This window comes from Exiguobacterium sp. FSL W8-0210 (genome assembly GCF_038006045.1).
Taxonomy (GTDB): domain Bacteria; phylum Bacillota; class Bacilli; order Exiguobacteriales; family Exiguobacteriaceae; genus Exiguobacterium_A.
In genome coordinates, this window is sequence record NZ_JBBOUK010000002.1 from 1 (window position 1) to 20888 (window position 20888).

At 44.1% G+C, this 20888-nt stretch carries 16 protein-coding genes and 4 pseudogenes; 5 read left to right on the top strand and 15 right to left on the bottom strand.

The annotated features are described in order from the left end of the window. Together MKY22_RS16130 and MKY22_RS16135 are read left to right on the top strand one after the other, a co-directional pair. Window positions 1–2983: CDP-glycerol glycerophosphotransferase family protein (locus tag MKY22_RS16130; protein ID WP_341090213.1), on the top strand; the 2983-nt coding region annotated here is incomplete at its 5' end. Window positions 2984–3059: 76 nt separating this feature from the next. Beyond that, window positions 3060–3689, top strand: a pseudogene (locus MKY22_RS16135) (AbiU2 domain-containing protein). Window positions 3690–3791: 102 nt separating this feature from the next. Here MKY22_RS16135 and MKY22_RS16140 read toward each other — a convergent pair. From MKY22_RS16140 to MKY22_RS16175, 8 genes and pseudogenes are all read right to left on the bottom strand, one after another. Next, a complete protein-coding gene (locus MKY22_RS16140) occupies window positions 3792–4061 on the bottom strand; it encodes a hypothetical protein (RefSeq protein WP_341090215.1) in 270 nt (89 codons plus the stop codon). A 37-nt stretch (window positions 4062–4098) separates the two neighbouring features. After that, a pseudogene (locus MKY22_RS16145) lies at window positions 4099–5241 on the bottom strand (CDP-glycerol glycerophosphotransferase family protein). Between the two features lie 43 nt (window positions 5242–5284). Continuing rightward, complete coding sequence (tagD, locus tag MKY22_RS16150) at window positions 5285–5674, bottom strand: glycerol-3-phosphate cytidylyltransferase (protein ID WP_341090217.1); 390 nt, start codon at window positions 5672–5674, stop codon at window positions 5285–5287. A 238-nt stretch (window positions 5675–5912) separates the two neighbouring features. Further along, window positions 5913–7937 (bottom strand): acyltransferase family protein, encoded by a 2025-nt coding sequence (locus MKY22_RS16155; RefSeq protein WP_341090221.1) that lies wholly within the window; start codon window positions 7935–7937, stop codon window positions 5913–5915. Window positions 7938–8000: 63 nt separating this feature from the next. Then, window positions 8001–8867 carry a UTP--glucose-1-phosphate uridylyltransferase GalU gene (galU, locus tag MKY22_RS16160; protein ID WP_341090223.1) on the bottom strand — a complete coding sequence of 289 codons (867 nt, stop codon included), beginning with the start codon at window positions 8865–8867 and terminating at the stop codon, window positions 8001–8003. Window positions 8868–8924: 57 nt separating this feature from the next. Then, the gene (locus MKY22_RS16165; protein WP_341090224.1) at window positions 8925–10412 is read right to left on the bottom strand and encodes a glycosyltransferase; all 1488 of its coding nucleotides are present in this window, start codon (window positions 10410–10412) and stop codon (window positions 8925–8927) included. 409 nt (window positions 10413–10821) lie between these two features. Beyond that, window positions 10822–11178, bottom strand: a complete 357-nt coding sequence (locus tag MKY22_RS16170) for a hypothetical protein (RefSeq protein WP_341090228.1) — start codon at window positions 11176–11178, stop codon at window positions 10822–10824. A gap of 29 nt (window positions 11179–11207) precedes the next feature. Continuing rightward, window positions 11208–11444: a hypothetical protein gene (locus tag MKY22_RS16175; protein WP_341090229.1), complete on the bottom strand. Its 237-nt coding sequence runs from the start codon at window positions 11442–11444 to the stop codon at window positions 11208–11210. Between the two features lie 190 nt (window positions 11445–11634). On the opposite strand from MKY22_RS16175, the pseudogene MKY22_RS16180 reads away from it, so the two are divergent. Then, window positions 11635–12965 (top strand): annotated as a pseudogene (locus tag MKY22_RS16180) (IS3 family transposase). 122 nt (window positions 12966–13087) lie between these two features. Here MKY22_RS16180 and MKY22_RS16185 read toward each other — a convergent pair. From MKY22_RS16185 to MKY22_RS16215, 7 genes and pseudogenes are all read right to left on the bottom strand, one after another. Continuing rightward, window positions 13088–13450: a hypothetical protein gene (locus MKY22_RS16185; RefSeq protein ID WP_341090231.1), complete on the bottom strand. Its 363-nt coding sequence runs from the start codon at window positions 13448–13450 to the stop codon at window positions 13088–13090. A 35-nt stretch (window positions 13451–13485) separates the two neighbouring features. After that, window positions 13486–13920 (bottom strand): annotated as a pseudogene (locus tag MKY22_RS16190) (SAR2788 family putative toxin); the annotation flags it as partial. A gap of 348 nt (window positions 13921–14268) precedes the next feature. After that, the gene (locus MKY22_RS16195; RefSeq protein ID WP_341090233.1) at window positions 14269–14997 is read right to left on the bottom strand and encodes a GntR family transcriptional regulator; all 729 of its coding nucleotides are present in this window, start codon (window positions 14995–14997) and stop codon (window positions 14269–14271) included. Between the two features lie 82 nt (window positions 14998–15079). Then, a complete protein-coding gene (locus MKY22_RS16200) occupies window positions 15080–16501 on the bottom strand; it encodes a glycoside hydrolase family 1 protein (protein ID WP_341090234.1) in 1422 nt (473 codons plus the stop codon). Between the two features lie 47 nt (window positions 16502–16548). Continuing rightward, the gene (gene celB, locus MKY22_RS16205; protein ID WP_341090237.1) at window positions 16549–17886 is read right to left on the bottom strand and encodes a PTS cellobiose transporter subunit IIC; all 1338 of its coding nucleotides are present in this window, start codon (window positions 17884–17886) and stop codon (window positions 16549–16551) included. 15 nt (window positions 17887–17901) lie between these two features. Beyond that, window positions 17902–18231 (bottom strand): PTS lactose/cellobiose transporter subunit IIA, encoded by a 330-nt coding sequence (locus MKY22_RS16210; RefSeq protein ID WP_341090445.1) that lies wholly within the window; start codon window positions 18229–18231, stop codon window positions 17902–17904. A gap of 5 nt (window positions 18232–18236) precedes the next feature. Beyond that, a complete protein-coding gene (locus MKY22_RS16215) occupies window positions 18237–18533 on the bottom strand; it encodes a PTS sugar transporter subunit IIB (protein WP_341090239.1) in 297 nt (98 codons plus the stop codon). 146 nt (window positions 18534–18679) lie between these two features. On the opposite strand from MKY22_RS16215, the gene MKY22_RS16220 reads away from it, so the two are divergent. Continuing rightward, window positions 18680–20473, top strand: a complete 1794-nt coding sequence (locus MKY22_RS16220) for a type I phosphomannose isomerase catalytic subunit (protein WP_341090241.1) — start codon at window positions 18680–18682, stop codon at window positions 20471–20473. Between the two features lie 241 nt (window positions 20474–20714). Beyond that, window positions 20715–20795 carry a hypothetical protein gene (locus tag MKY22_RS16225; RefSeq protein WP_341090447.1) on the top strand — a complete coding sequence of 27 codons (81 nt, stop codon included), beginning with the start codon at window positions 20715–20717 and terminating at the stop codon, window positions 20793–20795. The last annotated feature ends 93 nt before the right edge of the window (window positions 20796–20888 follow it).

The window sequence follows — 20888 nt, forward strand, 5'->3', positions numbered from 1 at the left end:
GCAGATCCCTGCGCCGCTCGCGCCGTTGATGGATGAGACGTTCAACGAATTCGTCCAGTTGTATACGGACCTAAAAGGCAACCTGCGTCTGTTGCTGAACAAAGAACCGCAGACGAAGCCAAAGATTCAAATCGATGCGGTCCGCAATGAGACGAAAGCGACGACGGTCATCAGCGGAAAAGCCTTTACCCGTCACGCGTTCATCAAGACGGGACGTTTGCTCCTCGTGCACCGGGAGAGTGGCAATCAAGTCCCGGTCCCGATCGATTGGTTATACCAAAATGAGACGAGCGCGAAGAAATTCGGATTGTATCGCTATCACTACACGGCGACGATCCACTGGTCGCAACTCTATCAAGCAGCACAATTACAAGAAGGCGTCTACGATGCCTTCATCGCGCTCGACTTCTATCACCGGTCGGAGCCGAAATTACACCGTCTCGGTCGTGCTCGGTACATCACACGTCAATTGACACCGGAAGCGTTAGGAAAAGATGAGACATCGACGATGCATATCATCCCGTACTACACGGTCGGTCACCGGAATCTATCGTTTGAGATGACCGAGTTCACGAATGAAAACTACGCCTATTTGAATCATTTGATGACGTTCGCCCCGCTCTACCGGCTGTTTGCCGAGAAGAACACGTGGCTCGTCGGAGAACGTCCCTATAAAGCACAGGACAACGGGTATCACTTTTTCAAATACATGCGCGAGACCTATCCGGAGCGACCTGTCTATTACGTCATCGATCCGACGTCAAACGAATACGCACAAGTCGCTCCGCTCGGCAACATCTTGCCGATCAAATCAAAGGAACACATCTATCACTCGTTGATGGCGAAGAAGGTCATCGGGACACACCACGCGGAATACTTGTACCCATTAAAATCAGAACCCTTTAAAAAGAAAATGAAGGCAGACCGAATTTTTATCCAGCATGGTGTTTTAGGTACTAAAAATATGAATGAGCAGTATGGAAAATTCGCACCGGCATTTAATACGGATTTGTTCCTTGTCAGTTCTGAGCGTGAAAAGCGTCTCGTTACCCAAGATATGGGTTATTTAGACCGAGAAGTCAAAATCACTGGGCTATCTCGTTTTGATACGTTACTCCGAGATGATGTTGAGGTTAAACGTCAGATGCTCGTCATTCCGACGTGGCGCTCGTGGCTACAGACGCCACTCCAGTTCTTCGAATCAGAATATTATCAGCAGTACCAAGCGTTCCTATCGAGTGAGCGTCTGCATGCATACGCAAAACAACATCGTCTCGAGATCGTCCTTTGCCTGCACCCGAACATGCAGCAATACTCGAGTCACTTCGAGAACTTACCAATCACGGTCATCCATCAGGGTGAACGTGATGTCCAAGGGTTGTTAAAGGAAAGCCTCTTGCTCGTCACCGACTACTCGAGTGTCGCTTTTGACTTCAGTTTCTTGAAACGACCGGTCCACTACCTGCAATTCGATCCGAAACGCTTCATCGGTCCACTCGGTTCATATCTCGATCTCGAGAACGAATTACCAGGTCGAATCTCGAAGACGATCGATGACTTGTTCGAGGATCTCGACGCGACGGCGCGCCGTGACTTTGAAATGGATGACGAATACAAACGACGCGCTGACGTCTTCTTGACGAAAACGGATACGACCTATTCCGATCAGGTCTATCAAACGATTACGAACTATACAAAACAGACAAGTCTTTTGGAAAAGATTCAGACGAACGAAGCGGCGAACATCCTCTTTAAGGTCTATCGTCGGAGCCGGTTCTACTTCCCGACGATGAAGGCAGGATATCGACTCATGCAACGCGTCTTACCTGTCGACCCGAAACTCGTCGTCTTCGAAAGCGGTCTCGGTAAACATTACGCGGACAGCCCGCGTTACATTTACGAAGAACTGAAGCGACAAGCGCTCGGTTATAAAGTCGTCTGGATCTATAACAAAAAGCTCTATCTTGGTGATCCGAACGCAAAAGTCGTCAAACGCCTGTCTCCTGCCTACTTCTATTACATGGCGACGGCGAAGTTCTGGGTCAACAATCAGAACTTCCCGCACTACATGACACGACGGAAAGAGACGACGTACATCCAGACATGGCACGGCACGCCGTTGAAGAAGATGTTGTTCGACTTAGATGAGATCCATGGACGGGATGAAGGTTACGTTGAACGGGTGACGAATTCGATCGCGCAATGGAGTGTCCTCTTGTCTCCGAGTCCTTACGCGACGAACATCTTTAGAAGCGCGTTCCAGTACGATGGACCTGTCGTCGAATCCGGTTATCCGCGAAATGACCTTTTCTTTACAGCGAATGATGAAGCAACGATCGAACGGATCCGGACACAGCTGCAACTACCGGAAGGCAAAAAAGTCATCTTGTATGCACCGACCTTCCGCGATCATCAATCGCTCGGGAAAGGAAAGTTCTACTTCGACTATCCGTTTGATTTCGACCGGGTCGCGGAAGCTTTAGGCGATGAGTACGTCTTCTTGATTCGGACGCACGTGCTCGTCACGAAAAAACCGAAGATTCCAGTACAGCACCGGGAACGATTCATCGATGCGACAGCGTATCCGGACATTCAGGAACTGTACTTGATCACCGATTTACTGATCACAGACTATTCTTCTGTTTTCTTCGACTTTGCGAACATGAATCGTCCGATGATGTTCTATGCGTATGACCTTGATCTCTATCGGGACACGCTACGCGGATTCTATCTCGATTACTACAACGATCTTCCGGGACCCATCTTAGAGACGGAAGAGGCTTTGCTTCACGCCTTATCGGACATTCCGCGTCTGACGAAAATGTATCAAGCGCAACTCGATACGTTCCGTGCGACGTACGGTCCGATGGAGGATGGGTTTGCCGCCTCTCGTGTCGTCGATACTTACTTCAATATGGATCAAACGATGCGCGCTGATGCACTCGAATTGCGTGAACAATCGGACGGTAGTTATTCAAAGTAAATAACATAATATAAATAAGGGATATGTATATTTTATCCTTTATTTATATTAGATATTTAGGGGGGAATTTACTTTAATGAATCAACTCAAAAATCGATTCAATAATGATTTAGAGGGATATATAAATGAAGTTCAGAACATTCAAGATAATTATACTTTGCATAAATATTTAAAGGAAAAGACTTCTATTCCAGAAGATTTAAATGCATTAAATAAAGCTCCTGCATTTTTCACTATAGCAACGCACTCATTTCAATATACAGTTATCATGGGCTTGGCAAAATTATTTGAACCTTCTAGAGGAGGGGCTAAGAATCTAAGTAAATTGTTAAAGTTTCTCGAAGTGAATCATTCTTACATCTTTTCTAATGATCCTCAAGAGATGGAGAGACTCGGACGAACTACAGTGATTGATGCTTCTACTGTTTCTTCACATAAAAAAACTCTTGAAGAAATGCAACCCTCGATTAAACATCTAATCACATGGTGAGATAAATTGTTTGCCCATAATGATCCAGCATATTTTGTTGATAGATCTCGTTTAGTCACAGATTATCCTATCACTTATGGAGAAATTGAAAGATTAATTGGTTTTGCTATTGAAATGCTAAATACGTATAATGTAGGCTTTAGCGGAAGTGTACGATCATTTGACTCAACGAACATTAATGATGTAGATAATGTACTTAGGGCTTTAAAATTATAATTATGTACTAAATCTAAAGCACTCATTTCAACTTTAAAATGAGTGCTTTAGATTTAGTCTAAAAAGATTATTACTGCGCTACTGATAAGTTATTAATTTATATTAATCAGATAGACAGGTAATATATATGTTCCGATCGTGGAGAAGTTTTAGATTTTGCTTTATTTCCTCGTTTGAATCTCCAAAAACTTCAACCGTTGCAACGATAAGTTCTTCTTCCGGAACTAACAGCTGAATCATTTCTTCGAGAGACGACTTACTATTTTCCTCTCCTTCGCAACGAAGAATCATAAGTTGATGATGCTCATTAATAAGTGTGACTTGTTTTTGACAATCGGAATCGTGATTTAAAGGACGTACCAAACCAATCATTCGCCTACTCCTTTCTAACAAAATCATGAATTAACAATCATACATAGTAATGTCGGATAATGCGATCAACTGCTTCTCCTGGCTTCTCCTCATACCATATACTTTGAAAGACGTGCATTGCTTCTTTACCTTCCATCAAACGTTCGTCAGACTTTATCCAGTCCAATACATCATCGAAGAATGAAGAATACGTAACCGGCAAAAGACCCGGATAATTTGGAATGACACCTTGCGTTTCATCATATCGTTCATAGTCCGGCGTATACAAAAAGGTAGGGATCGCAAGCAAACAACTCTCATACGGAATGGAAGAGTAATCTGTAATCAAAACATCCGTGATCAATAAATAATCGTTGATTGTGTAAGTATCATCTACAATCGTTATACCTGGAACTTCATCCAAAGACAGATGTTGCTGAACAGTAGGATGCAGTTTAACGAGCACCTTCCAGCCTAATCCGTGGAGCTGCTGTATTTGCTTTAATGTCTCACTGACATTTCACTCATATTCTCGATAAGTCGGAGCATATAGCAAGACACGCTTTTTTTTAACATCGAGCGTTCGTCTCAATTGCTCTTTTAGCCCCTCATTGTTATCGAACCAGTAATCTGTTCGAGGCATCCCTAACGTGATAAATCTTTCTCTTGGTAATGACATAGCACGCCCAAACAATTCCGCACAACCTTCTCCTGGGACAATAAAATCACCATAGTTTAAATAGGTCTTTTTAAAACGCTTAATCGTTGATCGAGTTGCTGCATACGTTTGAGGAGTCATTAGTGCAAACTCTTTTAAAGTACCTGCAGCATGCCACAACTGCACTCGCTTTGTTCCTCTTCTAATCTTAGAAACACTCAGTTCGGATACATAATTGTCTAGGAAGACATATTTTGATATGGCTAAGTAGTATGCGAGTAAGATGCACTGAGTCACGCTATATCGTATAGATCGCTCCACGTGCCAGGATTCAACATCCTTTACGTATTTTTGATCATGAATCAGGACACGCTTGTGTTCACGACGTGTCCTCTTCAATCGATCATTTATAGGCTTTACATTGTCGCCATACGTGACCCAGAAGACGCTTGTGTCTTGTAACGGAAGTATGGAAAACAACACATAGAAACATCGAAATGCGAAAAGGTAGCTAGTGATTAACCGTTCACGCATATAGTACATCGGATAGGATTGATTCCGTATGCTTCATTCCTGACCACTCCGTTCATTTCTCACTTAATTCATTCTTTATCTGGCTAGTCGAAATCCCTTCAGTTCTGCTTAAATATACGACTTCACAATAATCTTTTAGAAAATCAAATTCTCCCGCCCAGTCATCACCCATAACAAATAGATCGATACCATGGTTTTGAACGTCTTGAATTTTTTGTTCCCAATCATTTTCTGGAATGACTTCATCTACATATCGGATTGCTTCTAATATCATTTTCCGATTTTCATAGTTATGGTACGCTTCCTTATGTTTTAATCGATTGAATTCATCTGTAGAAATCGCAACTACTAAATAATCGCCCATTTCTTTTGCTCTTCTTAGAATATTGATGTGTCCCCAGTGCAATAAATCAAACGTACCATAAGTAATCACTTTTTTCATATTCATTCTCTCCTTTAATTGGACTCGTTTTTTTTGATCTGTGAGTCTCTCTACGTCTTACTATAAATCAAGAATATTATATGAAATATACAATCCGTTTACGAATCTCATATTTCGTTTACAATTACTATTAATTTGTATACCCAGCTCACACTCATTTTAAGTATTCCTTTGAAAGAAAAAGAGCTGTAGCGCCTCCCGAAGGATTTCCTACAGCTCTATTTCATATTTATAACGTTTACTTACTACCTAATTTTTCACTCAAGACTTCAGTAATCTTTTCTTTAAATAAAGGTCCGAAACTTTTCGCGTACGTGTTAGTCATATGACTGTTATCGCGATAAATGACGACATTACCGATAACTGGACGATATTCACCCTTCACGTGGAAATAGCGTGTCAAATCCATTTTATAAAGTGATTTATTCGTTTTTTCGAAGTTTTTCCAAAATGCTTCATCCGTTTGATTATCTTGAGCATTCATTTTTTTCGTCGTGTCCTCAATGCTGGAGGTTTCGAGAGCTTCGAGAACGTTAAAGTCATACCGTGGATTATCACGCAATGCCAAGCCGTCGATTCCGTACTCATCTTTCACAAATTGCATTTGATCAATCATTTGTTGATGAATCCGATCTTTTGAAGCATCCGCTGCCGTGACGTGAGAAATAATCAAATCAACATCAGCATCTTTTAAATAGTCGAGGACATTCTGATTCCAAGTTCCTTTTAGTGAGTCTGGTTCATACCCCGTCGAAAAGCGTGTTCCCGATCGCGTTAAGTTGATGAGTCGGATATCTGTTCCCTTGACGGCTTCATGCAAGGCACCAAACCATTGCTCTGAGTGTGAGCTACCGACAAGTGCGATGGTTGCTTTATAATCCTTCTTCTTCCCATATTGACCAACTTTGACATCACTGTCTTTCAATCCTTGGTTACTGCCATCTGTATGGACAAGCGGTAAATCGTTGAAAACATTCGCATATGAAGGGAACGGATTTTCTTCCGAAACATTTAATGCGTTCTTGATCGCCATAGCACCAGGATAGCGATCACTACTCACTTGCTTTTTCAATTCCTGTTCCTGCATGTATGACATGCCGAGCAATGAACCAATCAAGAGAATATTTACTCCCATCATCGCCTCTAGCTTTTTAAAGGCAATTTGATTTACAGTAGCTGTTCGAATCGGCTTTTCAATCCATTCGGTCATTAAATAGGATAAAGCAATCGAAGATACGATAATGAGTGATCCCATCAAAAGACCTGGCGTTTGTTGTACGTTGTAGCGGTAAAATTCAAGCAGCACCCAATGCCATAAATAAATACCGAACGCGATGCCTCCTAGCTTCACCATCGGTTTAGAGCCAAGAAAACGCTTCAGACCGAAACGTGTATCCTGCGTGCCTGAAAGAACGATAAATAAAGCACACGTCATCGGCCACAGTGCGATGTATCCTGGAAACATTTGTGACACGTTGAAGAGGATACCCGTCGCAATTAAACCAACGAGTCCTAGCCAACCAATGATCACCGCAATCCATTTCGGAACACGGATTGCTGAGAGATTGATACACAACAAACTACCCAACGCAAATTCCCACACACGCGTCATCGTAATGAAATACGCCCATGGTTGATTTACCTCAGTCAGATAAATCGAATACGACAATGACGTAACAAACAAAACACCCAAGATCATATTGATCACAGTTTTAATCGACTTGATCTGATATTTGTTCATCATCCATAAAATGAAAGAGAACAATACGAACCAAATCAAATAGAATTGACCTTGAATCGATAATGCCCAAAAATGCTCGACCGGGGACTTCATCTGAGTAGCATCTAAATAATCGGTACTCGAGATTGCTAATTGCCAGTTCTGATAGAAAAACATCGACGCGACGACTTCTCGTATCGTTTTTCCAAGAATCGACTCTGGTAAAAGAAAGGTACTTAAGATTAATACGACCGCCAGTATAAATAAAACGGAAGGTAATAAACGCTTAAGCAATTTCGTCACATACGGCAGAAACTTAAACTCACCCGTTCGATTGATTGTCGAAATGATTGATGTTGTAATTAAGAACCCTGAGATAACAAAGAAAACATCGACGCCTCCCGAGACGCGGTTAAACCAAATATGGTAAATCGCAACGAGAAGTGCTGCTACGACTCGTAACCCTTCGATTTCTGGTCTAAATTTACTTTCAATATCAATGCGCTTCTGCAGCCCCAGTTCTTTTATATTACGTTCGTTCATGTATTGTTCCCCCTGAAATGAATGAAGAGCTCCCCCTGCGACCCTCCACTTACGAATTCACTTTTATAGATTTAATCCTTTAATGAACGCTTTGAGTTCTGTTTGCATTTCTGCATCTTTCAACGCATATTCGATTGTCGTTTTAACAAAACCTAGTTTTTCTCCCACGTCATAACGATTGCCTTCAAAATCGTAAGCATATACTTGATTGTCAGCATTCAAGCGTTCAATTGCATCTGTTAGTTGGATTTCTCCTCCTGCACCTTCTTCTTGATTTTGCAGATAAGCAAAAATGTCTGGTGTCAGAACGTATCTACCCATAATGGCAAGATTCGAAGGTGCCGTTCCTGGAGCAGGTTTCTCGACGAATTTTTTCACATCGTAAAGTCTACCTTCTTGTTTTTTCGGATCAATGATGCCATATCGCGATGTATCTTCCGCTTTTACCTCTTGAACACCGATAACCGATTTCTCCGTCTGCTCATAGACTTCCATCAGTTGCTGAATCGCCGGTACTTCCGAATCGACAATATCATCACCAAGTAGCACAGCAAATGGTTCGTCACCGATAAACTGCTTAGCGGTCAAGATAGCGTGTCCTAGTCCCTTTTGCTCTTTTTGGCGCACATAAAAGATATTTGCTAGGTTTGTCGAAAAGCGAACCTTCTCCAGTAGTTCAAGCTTATTCGTTTTTTCTAAAGTAGCCTCTAATTCACCTTGATTATCAAAATGATCCTCAATTGCGCGTTTGTGCTTTCCAGTGACAATGATGATATCTTCAATCCCTGCTCGCGCAGCTTCCTCAACAATGTATTGAATCGTTGGTTTGTCAATGATAGGTAACATTTCTTTTGGCATGGCTTTCGTAGCTGGAAGAAAGCGTGTACCGAGTCCTGCTGCTGGGATGATTGCTTTAGTAATCTTTTTCATGGTAATCTCCTCGAAATACTCTGTCTCTCACTCTAAACTAGTTTGAATGATGATTGATTATTTTTTTAATTCTTTGATTAATTGATCATAATTCTGAACCGCTGTCGACTTGAACAACGTTTCTTGTGTCCGAACATCTTGAAGTGGATGTTCTATACAGTGAACCATCGCTTGAGCAAACGCTTCAATATCGTTTGCCGGAACGAGATAACCATTTTCACCATGGCGAATGATCTCACGTGGTCCATACTTTACATCATATGAAATCACCGGACATCCGACATTGATACTCTCCATGACAGTTAGACCAAATCCTTCAAACTCACTTGTTAAGAGCGAAGCTTTGGATTCACGGAATACTTGACTCGGATTTTCTGTATAGCTATGAATTTCGACACTCTCTCGGATGCCTAATTCATCAATTAACTCTACCATCATCGCTAACTGCCCTTGTTCGTCCATGCCGTATAAGACTAATTTTGTTTCATGTCCTGATTGTTTGAATAGGGCATAGCTTTTGAGTAAGTGATCCATTTGTTTTTGTAATCCAAAGCGTCCAATGAAGCAAAACTGATCTTTGATAAAAACAGATGCTAGATTTGATTCTGGCTGTATGAAATGAGGAACGACTGCCATCTTTTCTTCAGGAATATCGAATTGTGCTAAAATATCTTCTTTCTGATGTTGCGTAAGCACAAGGTATCGTGTGATCTTTTCAGATTCTAACAATGCACTTTTATAAGAAGATTTTAATTCTTCACCATCTAAGTGTGAGTTATGAAGAACAAATACTCGCTTGATATTTGCAGTAACATCTAAAATTGGACGATCCAACAATCGTGCATCGACGAACACAATGTCTTCGTCTTTAAACAAATGATTGAAGTAATATGCAAATAGCTCTTTTTCTTTTTTAAACGATTTCATCATACGACCATCTCGATACAAACTAATCAAGATAAGACTTGGTTTTACCTCATCGCTATAGAATTTTCTACAGTAAACTGAACCAGCGGTATCATAAAATTCTTCGACGAGTTTTCCGTGATACGTTGGCGAGTAAATAGTCTTCCGATGTAATTCTCCATAAGCATTGTATTCCCAGCGTTCTGTTTTCTTTCGGGAAACCTCACTCATGAAGTCTTCAATTTCTAAAATATTTGTATTTGGTTGGTATTTTCGATATAAAACATAGCTTTCTTGATCGTAATATCGAACGACATCACCTTTCTCAACACTTTTTAACCCTGGCATCGAACGATCCGTTGTCACTTTAATCGCTTTATTTAGAAATCGACTGGTCGGAATCTTAAATAGTTGACGTCCAGATAACCAATCATATAAATTGTCAAACTTCACTTGTGAACCAGCCTTACCGTCTTTACGAAACTGGTCGTAAACGGTCGGATAATTGGCGTTGTAATTGGTCGTGACAATAGTAGAGTATTCATTTAATTCATTTTCAATTAAGGCAATCCGACTTAAAAGAGCTTTCGTTCTTCCTCCGTGTTTTGGAGGTAAGGTTGACGTGATGGTGTATAGCATTCTCTTTTCTCCTTACTCTCTGTATCTAAATATGGTCATTACTGCATTCGATTTATCACTTTAGACAAAAACGATAACTGTTAATTATGTGTGTATTTTTATAATCAAGTCAATTACTTTAACAACTTTTTAGTCCTATTCGTTTGTTTACTCAATTTAAACTCATAAGAGCAACCATAAATATGTATTTATACTCCAGCTCGAATAGTGTAAGGATTGAATTTATAGTTGCTTTACATGCTATAACTGATCCAAATAAAAAACCTTAAACAAAGTGCACAATGTCCACTCGAATAAGGTCTCAATGTATGATAAAACAATTGTTTAAATATAGAACCTCCGAATAGAAGAAATTGATTCCTATTTACATACAAAATCATTCTTGTTCTCACTGTATCGAAATTTCGATTTAATTTAATGGACTTGATTTTGAAGCATGTGCTTCTGAAGCATCAACCACAATATGATCAATCTCAACTGAGTCGGAAATTTTATTAGGTTCACGTTCTGCGATGTTTTCGAGTGCTTCTTTTTGATCATTCTTTGCTAGAGGTTCGGCCGAACGTTCGTCTAACCATTCTATTTGAATTCCCTTCAAAAAACTTACTAATATAGCTACCCTATCTGCATATAAATTAAAGAATGGCTCACACATTTTTAAGATAACGTGCACAATAAAAGCTGCAAGAAAATAAATTACAAAATAAAGGACTAACTCTTTATTGGTTACTTGAACCTTATTGGAAAGAATCGAAATCAATGTCACGCCGATAACAACAAATGGAAGAGCGACACCTAACCGTTTCTGATTTCCATCTCGCTCTTCAGCGAGAGTTTAATAAGTATATCAAGTTGAGCACTATTAACTATATTTTCTTCATTTAATTTTTCTTTTAACTCTTCTTTGTATTTCTCATCCTCGTATTTCTCATCCTCGTTTACAAAAAATTCTGTTTCTCTTTCTAAATAATTGAAATGACGGTATGTCCCTATCGCAAATATAGTAGGTAGTATCCATGAAACTGGAAGCATGAACTGTTTAGACAATAACGGAACTAGAATTACACTGCCAAAAAAAACACATTATCAAAAAAACACTGAAGGCAAATTCTGAACTGAACCCCGAATGATAGACACTTGAAAAAAAGTGTATCATTCGGGGTTTTTCGTGTGGATACGACTCTCTATAATGAACCTATTCATTCAGACAGGAGAAACAACTATGAGTAAAATCACCTTCATTATGACTCAAATCAACCAGCTCGAAGAAAATCCGAACGTCGCTTCAGTATCAGAACGCTCGATCCAGTACACCGCCGAGTTCAAGGTCAAGGCTGTACGTGAGAATATGGAGGGAAAGAGACCTCAACAAATCTTCACGGAGGCCGGATTTGACCTGACGGTGATCGGGAAACGAAAAGCGCAGTCCGCGTTGATTCGCTGGCGCCAAACGTTCCGAAAAGACGGAGAAGAGGGTCTTCGGAACGATAAACGTGGGAAGGCTCTGGAAGGCGGACGTCCGAAAACAGACGAGTCGATAGAGAGACGGTTGGCGAAGGCAGAGGCACGGATCAAATACCTGACGGCAGAGAACGAGCTCTTAAAAAAGCTAGAGAAGTTAGAAGGGCAGGCGAAACGTACGAACTAACACCAGCAGAGAAATATCAGGTCATCAACACCGTCATCCGCATCGCACAGCTTAAGAATCTCGTCCGCCCACTATGTGAGATCGCCGGAGTGAGCCGCCGTAATGGCTATTACGCTTGGTTGAACCGTACCGAGGCGTATTCCCTCCGGGAAGAGCGTGATTACCTAGATGCGACACTCCTCAAGAAAATCCATGATCGTCACAAAGGCAAAGTCGGTTATCGGGGACTGTACATGGAGATGTTCGCTACCCTCGGTTTTCGAATCAACCATAAACGGATTCTCCGACTGATGCGCAAATATAACATCGTGACCAAAATCCGAAGGATGAACCCTTATCGAAAGCTCTCTCGAGCGACACACGAGCACCGCGTCGTGCCGAACCGGTTGAACCGCGAGTTCCAGCAGAGCGAGCCCGGGAAGGTGTTCGTGACCGATATCACCTACCTCCCCATCGCCTCCGGCGAGAACGTCTATCTGTCTTGTGTGAAGGACGTCGCCACACGCGAGATCGTGGCACACAGACTGTCCACGGATTTTCGTATGGATCTCGTCTTTCAGACGATGAAAAAGCTCGAAGAGCATCTCCAAGGGAATCGACATCCCGAAGCGATGATTCATTCGGATCAAGGCTTCCACTATACCCACCCGGACTACCAGCGACTCGTTGGCAATCTCGGACTGGTCCAGTCCATGTCCCGTCGGGGCAACTGTCTCGACAACGCGCCGATCGAATCGTTCTTCGGTCATTTGAAGGACTATGTCACCAACCGTTCGTGCGGATCAGTCGAGGAGGTCCGAGAGATGGTCGGGGACTACATCAGCTATTAAAACTGCGAACGCAGTCAATGGAACCTAAAAAAGATGACCCCGAAACAATATCGGGACAATCTGATCGCAGCATAGAAAACGTGGTCTTTTTATTAAACTGTCCATTTTACGGGGCTCAGTTCAATCAGAGAAAAATTGCGTTTTGCCATCAGTTTGAAATAAAAAAGCATATTACTGTGCCTTTTAGTTTATTACAATTAAAAATCTTCAAAGCCTTTAATTTCAAAATTAGATAAATCTAATTTCAAATTCTTTAAATTTTTTACTAAAATATCAAACTTTAAAAATTCTTGGTTTCTTTTATCGTCAGGAATAGATTCTGGATTGAAAATTTTTATCCCTTCCTCTATCCATTTTTTTCTATAAAGTTGAAAAGCCACTTCTATAAATTCTTCAGGTATTGTTATGAAACCATGAATCACATCATTATCTTCGCTAAAACCATATTCAAATCCGCAACAAGGACATATTTCATATGTTTTTAAATATTCTCCCTCTACAAATACTGGTTCTTCCAACCCTTCAAACCCACAAACTGAGCATAGATGTAATTTTTTCATTTTATATAATATACTCCTCATGAAAACTTGTATTTTTATTGATTTTTAAAATATTTATAACCCGCTTCTTTATTCGGATGTTTAGGTTTAAAGTACGTAATTATTGTATCTGTATCTCCATTTTTTTCAACTGATAAGAATTCATTTGTATCTTTGTTGTACTTGTAGTATCTATATTTACCATTAAATTTTTTCTTGCTTTTTTTCTCTAATACTGTTTTACTTGTAGCTTTTCCCAATAGAGTACGTGCTTTATTTAAATATTGAGATTTAGTAATATACTTACCCTTTATTTTGCTAAACTCTTTTTTATGCTTATCATAATGAGCATCTAATTTTGACATTTTTACTGTTCTTACTGCGTTTGAAGCTGATGTCTTAGATCCATGTTTTTTAACTGCCTTGCTAACACTCGATTTACCAAATTTTTTAATAGCTTGTTTCATTCCTACACGTGCAACAAAAATAGAAGAGAATTCACGACCTATTAAGTCTTCTCCTTAGATTGTAGACAAAACAACAGGACCAACGCACAAATACTTTAGAAGTAACCGTGCGTTGATCCTTTTCTTAATCATCAGTCTATTCGTTGTTCAGCTGTCTTATTAATATCGCTCAAAGTAGATTCCTCTTCATCTACATAATTATCAACAATTATGTTCATAAAAATAGCTTGAAAGAGCATAAAAAAAGGCGTGTACATTTCGATGTCGAAATTTGTATACACCTTTCCTATTAAAGCATTATTGAATTAACTAATAGCATCTCTTAAGTTCAATCAGAACGAGAAGATGCTCATCCACTTGACCCTTCTTCATTCATCGACCGATGTGAACGGAAGTAAAGACGAACTTATCGTAACGGTGTCGCGAGAACGAATACTCGAACGGCTTCCCGTTCCCGAGAAAGACGACTTGCTCGACCTCGATGATTGGATCGGTCTCCTCATTCCCGAGATAATCGCGGTCCCACTGGTCCGGTTTATCCGCCCGGATCATCTTGTGTGAGCTCGTAATCGAGTAACCGAGTTCTTCCTGGATGTATCGATAGATTGAACTATCGAGGACCTCCTTCGTCACGCCAGTGATCAACGAGGAAGGCATGAACGTATGCTCGATCACGTAAGGTTCGTCATCGACATAACGGACGCGCCGGATTTCATAGACGGGATCCGTCTTCTCAATCATCAGGTGACGGGCGACCTCCGCATCCGGGAAGCGCACCTCGAACTGGAGGACTTCACTCCTGACGGCCCGCTCGCCGAGAAGCTTCGTCAGCCCTTGGGATTCTTTGTTCAACACGTTGATCCTACCCTGCGAGAAGCTCGAAGGTAGGATGAAGGTCCCTTGCCCTCGCTGGCGGTAGATGATGCCTTCCGACACCAGGATTTCGAGGGCCCGCTTCATCGTCATCCGGCTGACCGCGAACTCCTCCGCGAGTTGGATCTCGTCCGGCAACGCTTCCTCAACATCATAACCTCCGTTAAGGATTCGTCCGCGCAGTTCATCTGCGATTTTCTCGTACTTTGGTTTCTTTTTAGTAGACATGATTACACCCCATGTATAGACATATACGTATAATATAACAAAAAAGGATGACCAGGGCTAGATATATCCTGATCATCCTTCATCATCTCACGAACCCATCCTCTTCGATCACATGCTTGAACCAGTGACCACTCTTCTTGACCGTCCGGCTCTGACTCGTAAGATCCACGCCGACGAAGCCGTAGCGGTTCTTGTAGGCGTTACTCCATGACCAGTTGTCCATGAAGGTCCAAAGGTGATAGCCTTTGACGTTCGAACCTTCCTCCAAGGCCAGATGCACCCACTTCAGGTGCTCCGCGATGAAGTCGATTCGGTAATCGTCCTGGATGCTGCCGTCCGCGTCGCGATAGCGTTCCTCCCCCTCGACCCCCATCCCGTTCTCTGAGATGAAGCACTCGATGTTCCCGTAGTTCTCACGAAGGTTCGTCAGGATGTCATAGACGCCCTTCTCGTAGATCTCCCAGCCACGATGACGGTTCATCTTCCGCCCTGGCATCTCATAGTAGTCGAACAGGTGCTCCGGCATGAACGGTGCCTTCGGGTTCGGAAGATGTTCCTTCACCTTAATCCGTCTCGGCTGATAATAGTTGATGCCGAGCAGGTCGACCGTGTGGGTCGCAATCTTCTGTCGATCCAGTTCCTCCATCAGAGGAAGCGCATCCTGCTCCTTCAACAGGTCTATCAACTCTGACGGAAATGTCCCGAGCACGGACGGGTCCAGGAAGGAACGGTTGAACAGGATGTCCGCCAGATGCGCGGCATGAAGGTCAGCCTCGTTCTGGCTTCTCGGATATGACGGCGTCAGGTTGAGGATGATGCCAATCTTACCAGCCTTGCCCGACTCCTTATACGCCTCGATGGCAAGGGCACTCGATAAGATTGAATGATAGGCGACCTGGACGGCGCGCTTGAAATCCACCACGTTCGGATAATGGAAGTCGTACAGATAGCCTCCCTCTACCGGAACAATCGGTTCGTTGTGCGTGAACCATTTCGTCACGCGGTCCCCGAACAGCTCGAAGCAGACCTTAGCATAGTCGACGTAACGTGTGACGACTTCTCGGCTCTCCCAGCCACCCTGCTGCTGCAACGCGAGCGGCATGTCGAAGTGGTACAGGTTGACGAAGGGCTCGATGCCGGACTGGATCAGCTCGTCGATCACGCGATTGTAGAAATCGACGGCGAGCGGGTTGACCTCCCCTTCCCCGGTCGGGAACAGACGGGACCAGGAGATCGACATCCGGAACGAGTTGTGCCCGAGTTCTTTCATCAAAGCAATGTCCTTTTCGTACTGATGATAGAAGTCGGACGCCACCGTCGCACCAACGCCGTCGAAGAAACGATTCGGCTCCTGCTCGTACCAATAGTCCCAGATGTTTGGTCCTTTTCCGCCCTCATACGCAGCACCTTCCATTTGCGTCGCGGATGCGGCTGTCCCCCACCAGAAGTCGGTCGGGAAGGTATACTTTTTCTCCTGCGTGGTCGTGTTCTCTGTCTGATTCATCCTATGCACATCCTATCTATAGTTGTTTTTCACTCAACCGACGTCGTTCAGCCGATTTGTTCCTTCTTCTCCTGCGTAGCGTTCGCCTCCTCACGCTCCTTCTTCAGGTTCAGGCGATCGATGAAGACGAGGAACGGGAACCATACCGCCATGATGATGGCGAAGTTGACGAGCTGTAACAGACCTCCGGCGAGAGAGTTGGTCGCCATCATGCCGCTGATGAACATCGGCACGGTCCACGGCACGGCTACGCCGGTCGGAGGCGGGACGATGCCCGTCGACATGGCGAAGTATGTCACGGTCACCGTGATCAATGGTGCGACGATCCATGGAATCATGATCAACGGGTTCATGACGATCGGGAGACCGAAAATCATCGGCTCATTGACGTTGAAGACACCAGGCCCAATTGATAGTTTCCCGATCTGCTTCAATTGCTTGGAGCGCATGAACAACAGGATGGCGACGACCACCGCCAGCGTCGAACCCGAGCCTCCGATCCCGACGGTGTAGATTTCGATGAACTGTTTGCTGATGATGTTCGGGATTTCTCCGTTCGCGGTATAGGCGTTCAGGTTCTCGAGGGACAGCGTGTTCCAAATCGGATCCATTACCGAGTTGACGATGACCTGACCGTGGAGACCGAAAAACCAGAACAATTGGACGAAGAAGATGGCAATCAATGTCGGGACGAGACCATTCCCTAGGTTGACGAGTGGTTTTTGGACGAGATTAAAGATGAGATCATGTAGGTTCGTGTCCAAAAGTGAAGCGACTGCGATGTTAATCCCGAGGAAGACGGTGAGCGTAAGTAATGCCGGTACGAGTGCCGAGAACGATTTAGCGACCGCGGTCGGTACACCAGCCGGCATCTTGATTGTCCAGTTCTTCTGGACGATCAAGCGATAGATCTCTCCTGCCAGGAATCCTGTGATCATGGCGAGGAACATGCCCTTCGCGCCGAGTCGGTCGAGCGGGATGACGTTACCCACCGGCTCCGTGACGTTTTCGACCGAGACGAAGAACGGAGTAAGTAATAGGAACGAGACGAGGGCGATGACACCACCGAATACGGCTTCGACCTCATAACTCTTGGATAGATAATAGCCAATACCGAACACGACGAACAATGACATGATGCCCATCGTCGCAGATGGTGCATTCCCGAGCGACGTCTTGAAGGCGTCGAGCACGCCAGGGGACATGAACTTGTCGAGGAATGGTAGGTTGGCGACGACGACGATCAAGGAACCGAACATCGTAATCGGGAAAGCAAGCATGAATGCGTCACGTAACGTCTGCAGGTAGCGACTGTTGTTCAAGAATGCCGCCATCGGCATCAGGAAACGGCTCAACAGGTCGAACCACTTACTATTCTCTGTCATCTCAAACACTCCTTATCATTTTTTAGAGAACTTATGTTCCATGAGCTCGATGAGCCCAGCCGTCAGATCCAGCATCGTCTGCGTCGACATCAGATGGTCCTCCGCGTGTAGCAACAACAAGGATAGCGTCGTCGGTTCACCGCTCGCTTCCTTCTGGACCTGCCCGAAATGGACCTGATGTGCTTCTTGTAGTTGAGCGCGTGCATCCGACAGCAACCGCTCGAACTCCTCGAACGTCCCTTCCTTATAGGCTTCGATCGCCTCACGAATCGTACTTCTGGCATTCCCGCTGTGTAGGATCATCATAAATGCGACTTGCTCAATTGTCTGTTCGTTCATTTGCATGTGGTTCACCCCATCAACTTTACGGCTTGTTCATAGGCTGCTTTTCCATCTGCCATGCCGTATGCCATCATGTCGATTACCTCGACGGGCTTATCGGTCGCTTTCTGAAACTTCGATAAAAGGAATCGCATTTGTGGTCCGATCAATATGACGTCGGCGCCAACCATCTCCTTCATCGCCTGGTCCTGTCCGACTGCCCAAATCTTCGCTTCTTCTCCGATACCCTTCGCATGCTCCTGCATCTTCGACACTAAGATGCTCGTCGACATTCCTGAACTACACGCCAACATGATTTTCTTCATCTGAAATCTCCTCCTTTTTGTAATCGCTTACAACTATGATTATACGTGTTTTTCTTTTCATGTCTATACTTGATATTTAATTTGTTTATTTTTATTTTATAAAAGTGTAGAGTTGTAATTGAAAACAGGATGAAGGAGGAGTTAGCATGCAGGAAGCGATTTATTTCGAACCGATCGTCAAGGAACGGATATGGGGCGGACAGAGACTTCGTGAGTATGGTTTTTCCATTCCCGAAGGCATTCCGACGGGAGAGGTCTGGACACTCGCGAGTCATCCGAACGGTACTACGCGCGTTAAATCCGGACCGTTCGTTGGTCTCGATCTGGAAGAGTTGTGGTCAAACCAACCTGAAATCTTCGGCATAAAGACGGATTCCGATTTCCCACTCCTGTTGAAGTGGATCGATGCCTCGACGGACCTATCCGTCCAGGTCCATCCGAACGACTCCAATGCCAGACGTTACGAGCAACAACCTTTCGGAAAGAACGAATGTTGGTACATCATCGATTGTCCGGAGGACGCTTCGCTCATCTACGGTCATTCTTTGTCTTCCCCGGAAGAGTTTGACGAGGTCGTCCGTCAGGGGACGTTGTTGCAGTCATTGCATCACGTACCGGTATCGAAGGGTGACTTCCTCTATGTACCGGCGGGGACCGTCCATGCTCTGACCGAAGGATGTGTCGTCCTCGAGATCCAACAGAACTCGGACACGACCTATCGTCTGCACGACTATGATCGTCTCGATCCAGTCACCGGAACTCCACGCACACTCCACATCGAACAGGCCCGTCGCGTGATACGGTTCCCTCACTATCGTTACTTAGAGCCTTCCGTTTCGTTGTCTCCATTCAGAAGACGGCTGACGCGGAATCCTGATTTCTTCGTCGAGGAATGGACCATCCGTCAGACCCATGCATTGGACCCGAGTCCGTCGTTTCGTATAATTACCGTCGTCGAGGGGTCCATCGAATTGGACGACGTCATGTTATCGGTCGGAGCAACCGTACTCCTCCCCGCCGGCAGCAAGCATGTCGTCTCCGGAGACGGTCTCATGTTGGTCACTGGGCCAGCGACGAGGACAACGACATCACTCCGGATCGGTGTCGACCTTGGCGGTACGCAAACACGCGTCGCCGTCGTCGATCAGGAGAAGGTCATCAAGCAGTTGTCTTTCCCGACTAATCCAGTCGCCGGCCCTAGGCAGACCATCTCGCACATCGAACATGCCATCCGATACTTCTCGGAAGAGTTCCATCTGACGAACATTGGCATCGCCGCGCCTGGTCCACTCGACGCGAAGACCGGACACCTGTTATCCCCACCGAATCTGCCAGGCTGGGACGACGTCGATCTCGTCACTCCCATCTCTTCCAGCTTCGGGCTCCCGACACACCTCGAGAACGATGCGAATGCAGCAGCGCTCGGCGAGGCGTTGTTCGGAGCCGGAAAAACATCCTCTTCCGTCTATTATGTGACGGTCAGCACTGGCATCGGCGGGGGCTATGTCCATGAGAAGAAGCTCATTCGCGGGGCCAATGGGTATGCGGGAGAGATTGGCAACACCATCATCGATTCATCCGGGCCTGTCCATCCGGTGCTCAACGTCGGATCCCTCGAGGGGTTGGCGAGCGGCACCGCACTCCAATCACGTGCCTTGGAGAAGGAAGCCTCGTCCATCGAGATGCTGCTCACCGTACCCTCAGAACGAACCCGGTTCATCAACCACTTGGCGACAGGGCTCGCGAACATCATCCACACGATTGACCCTGAGACCATCATCATAGGAGGGGGCGTCACGGAATCTGCAGATGTTTTCTGGGAAGAGTTGATCTGTCGAGTCCGTGAACTCGTTTATCCTGCTCTTCGCTCAAGCATTGATATACGTCTTGCGACGTTACAAGGGTATGCGGGGGTCATCGGTGCTGCTTACTTTGACTGATCACGAACAAGAGAGCCTTGAACATCGCACTAATTAGCTAATCAATCATAAGCGATGTTCAAGATGAATGGATTAGCTGATGATGAATCGAAAAACAAAAATTGTATGCTTTTTGGGGAGCTTTTATATGGCTACATCTAAGTTTCCGATGAAGTCTTTTGGATAAAATTTGAAGTACGAAAGTTATTATCTACATAAGTTTACAGAGTTCGACGAACTCTGAATCGCGTTCTATAAATATATTCACTTCTACAATGAAGAACGATATCAACAACGATTAAACGGCTTGGCTCTATTAGAATACAGAGCACAAGCCGTTTGAAAAATCTTTATCGTTTGTTATGTCTACTTGACAGGGAACAGTTCACTTTTTATTTTTTCAATGAGTATTATAGACTTCAAATTTTTTTCATAT

Excerpts from the sequence above, each read along its gene's own strand:
- MKY22_RS16140 (WP_341090215.1), bottom strand. The coding sequence starts at position 4,061 with ATGATTGGTTTGGTACGTCCTTTAAATCACGATTCCGATTGTCAAAAA.
- tagD (WP_341090217.1), bottom strand. The coding sequence starts at position 5,674 with ATGAAAAAAGTGATTACTTATGGTACGTTTGATTTATTGCACTGGGGA.
- MKY22_RS16155 (WP_341090221.1), bottom strand. The coding sequence starts at position 7,937 with ATGAACGAACGTAATATAAAAGAACTGGGGCTGCAGAAGCGCATTGAT.
- galU (WP_341090223.1), bottom strand. The coding sequence starts at position 8,867 with ATGAAAAAGATTACTAAAGCAATCATCCCAGCAGCAGGACTCGGTACA.
- MKY22_RS16165 (WP_341090224.1), bottom strand. The coding sequence starts at position 10,412 with ATGCTATACACCATCACGTCAACCTTACCTCCAAAACACGGAGGAAGA.
- MKY22_RS16175 (WP_341090229.1), bottom strand. The coding sequence starts at position 11,444 with ATGCTTCCAGTTTCATGGATACTACCTACTATATTTGCGATAGGGACA.
- MKY22_RS16185 (WP_341090231.1), bottom strand. The coding sequence starts at position 13,450 with ATGAAAAAATTACATCTATGCTCAGTTTGTGGGTTTGAAGGGTTGGAA.
- MKY22_RS16195 (WP_341090233.1), bottom strand. The coding sequence starts at position 14,997 with ATGTCTACTAAAAAGAAACCAAAGTACGAGAAAATCGCAGATGAACTG.
- MKY22_RS16200 (WP_341090234.1), bottom strand. The coding sequence starts at position 16,501 with ATGAATCAGACAGAGAACACGACCACGCAGGAGAAAAAGTATACCTTC.
- celB (WP_341090237.1), bottom strand. The coding sequence starts at position 17,886 with ATGACAGAGAATAGTAAGTGGTTCGACCTGTTGAGCCGTTTCCTGATG.
- MKY22_RS16210 (WP_341090445.1), bottom strand. The coding sequence starts at position 18,231 with ATGCAAATGAACGAACAGACAATTGAGCAAGTCGCATTTATGATGATC.
- MKY22_RS16215 (WP_341090239.1), bottom strand. The coding sequence starts at position 18,533 with ATGAAGAAAATCATGTTGGCGTGTAGTTCAGGAATGTCGACGAGCATC.
- MKY22_RS16220 (WP_341090241.1), top strand. The coding sequence starts at position 18,680 with ATGCAGGAAGCGATTTATTTCGAACCGATCGTCAAGGAACGGATATGG.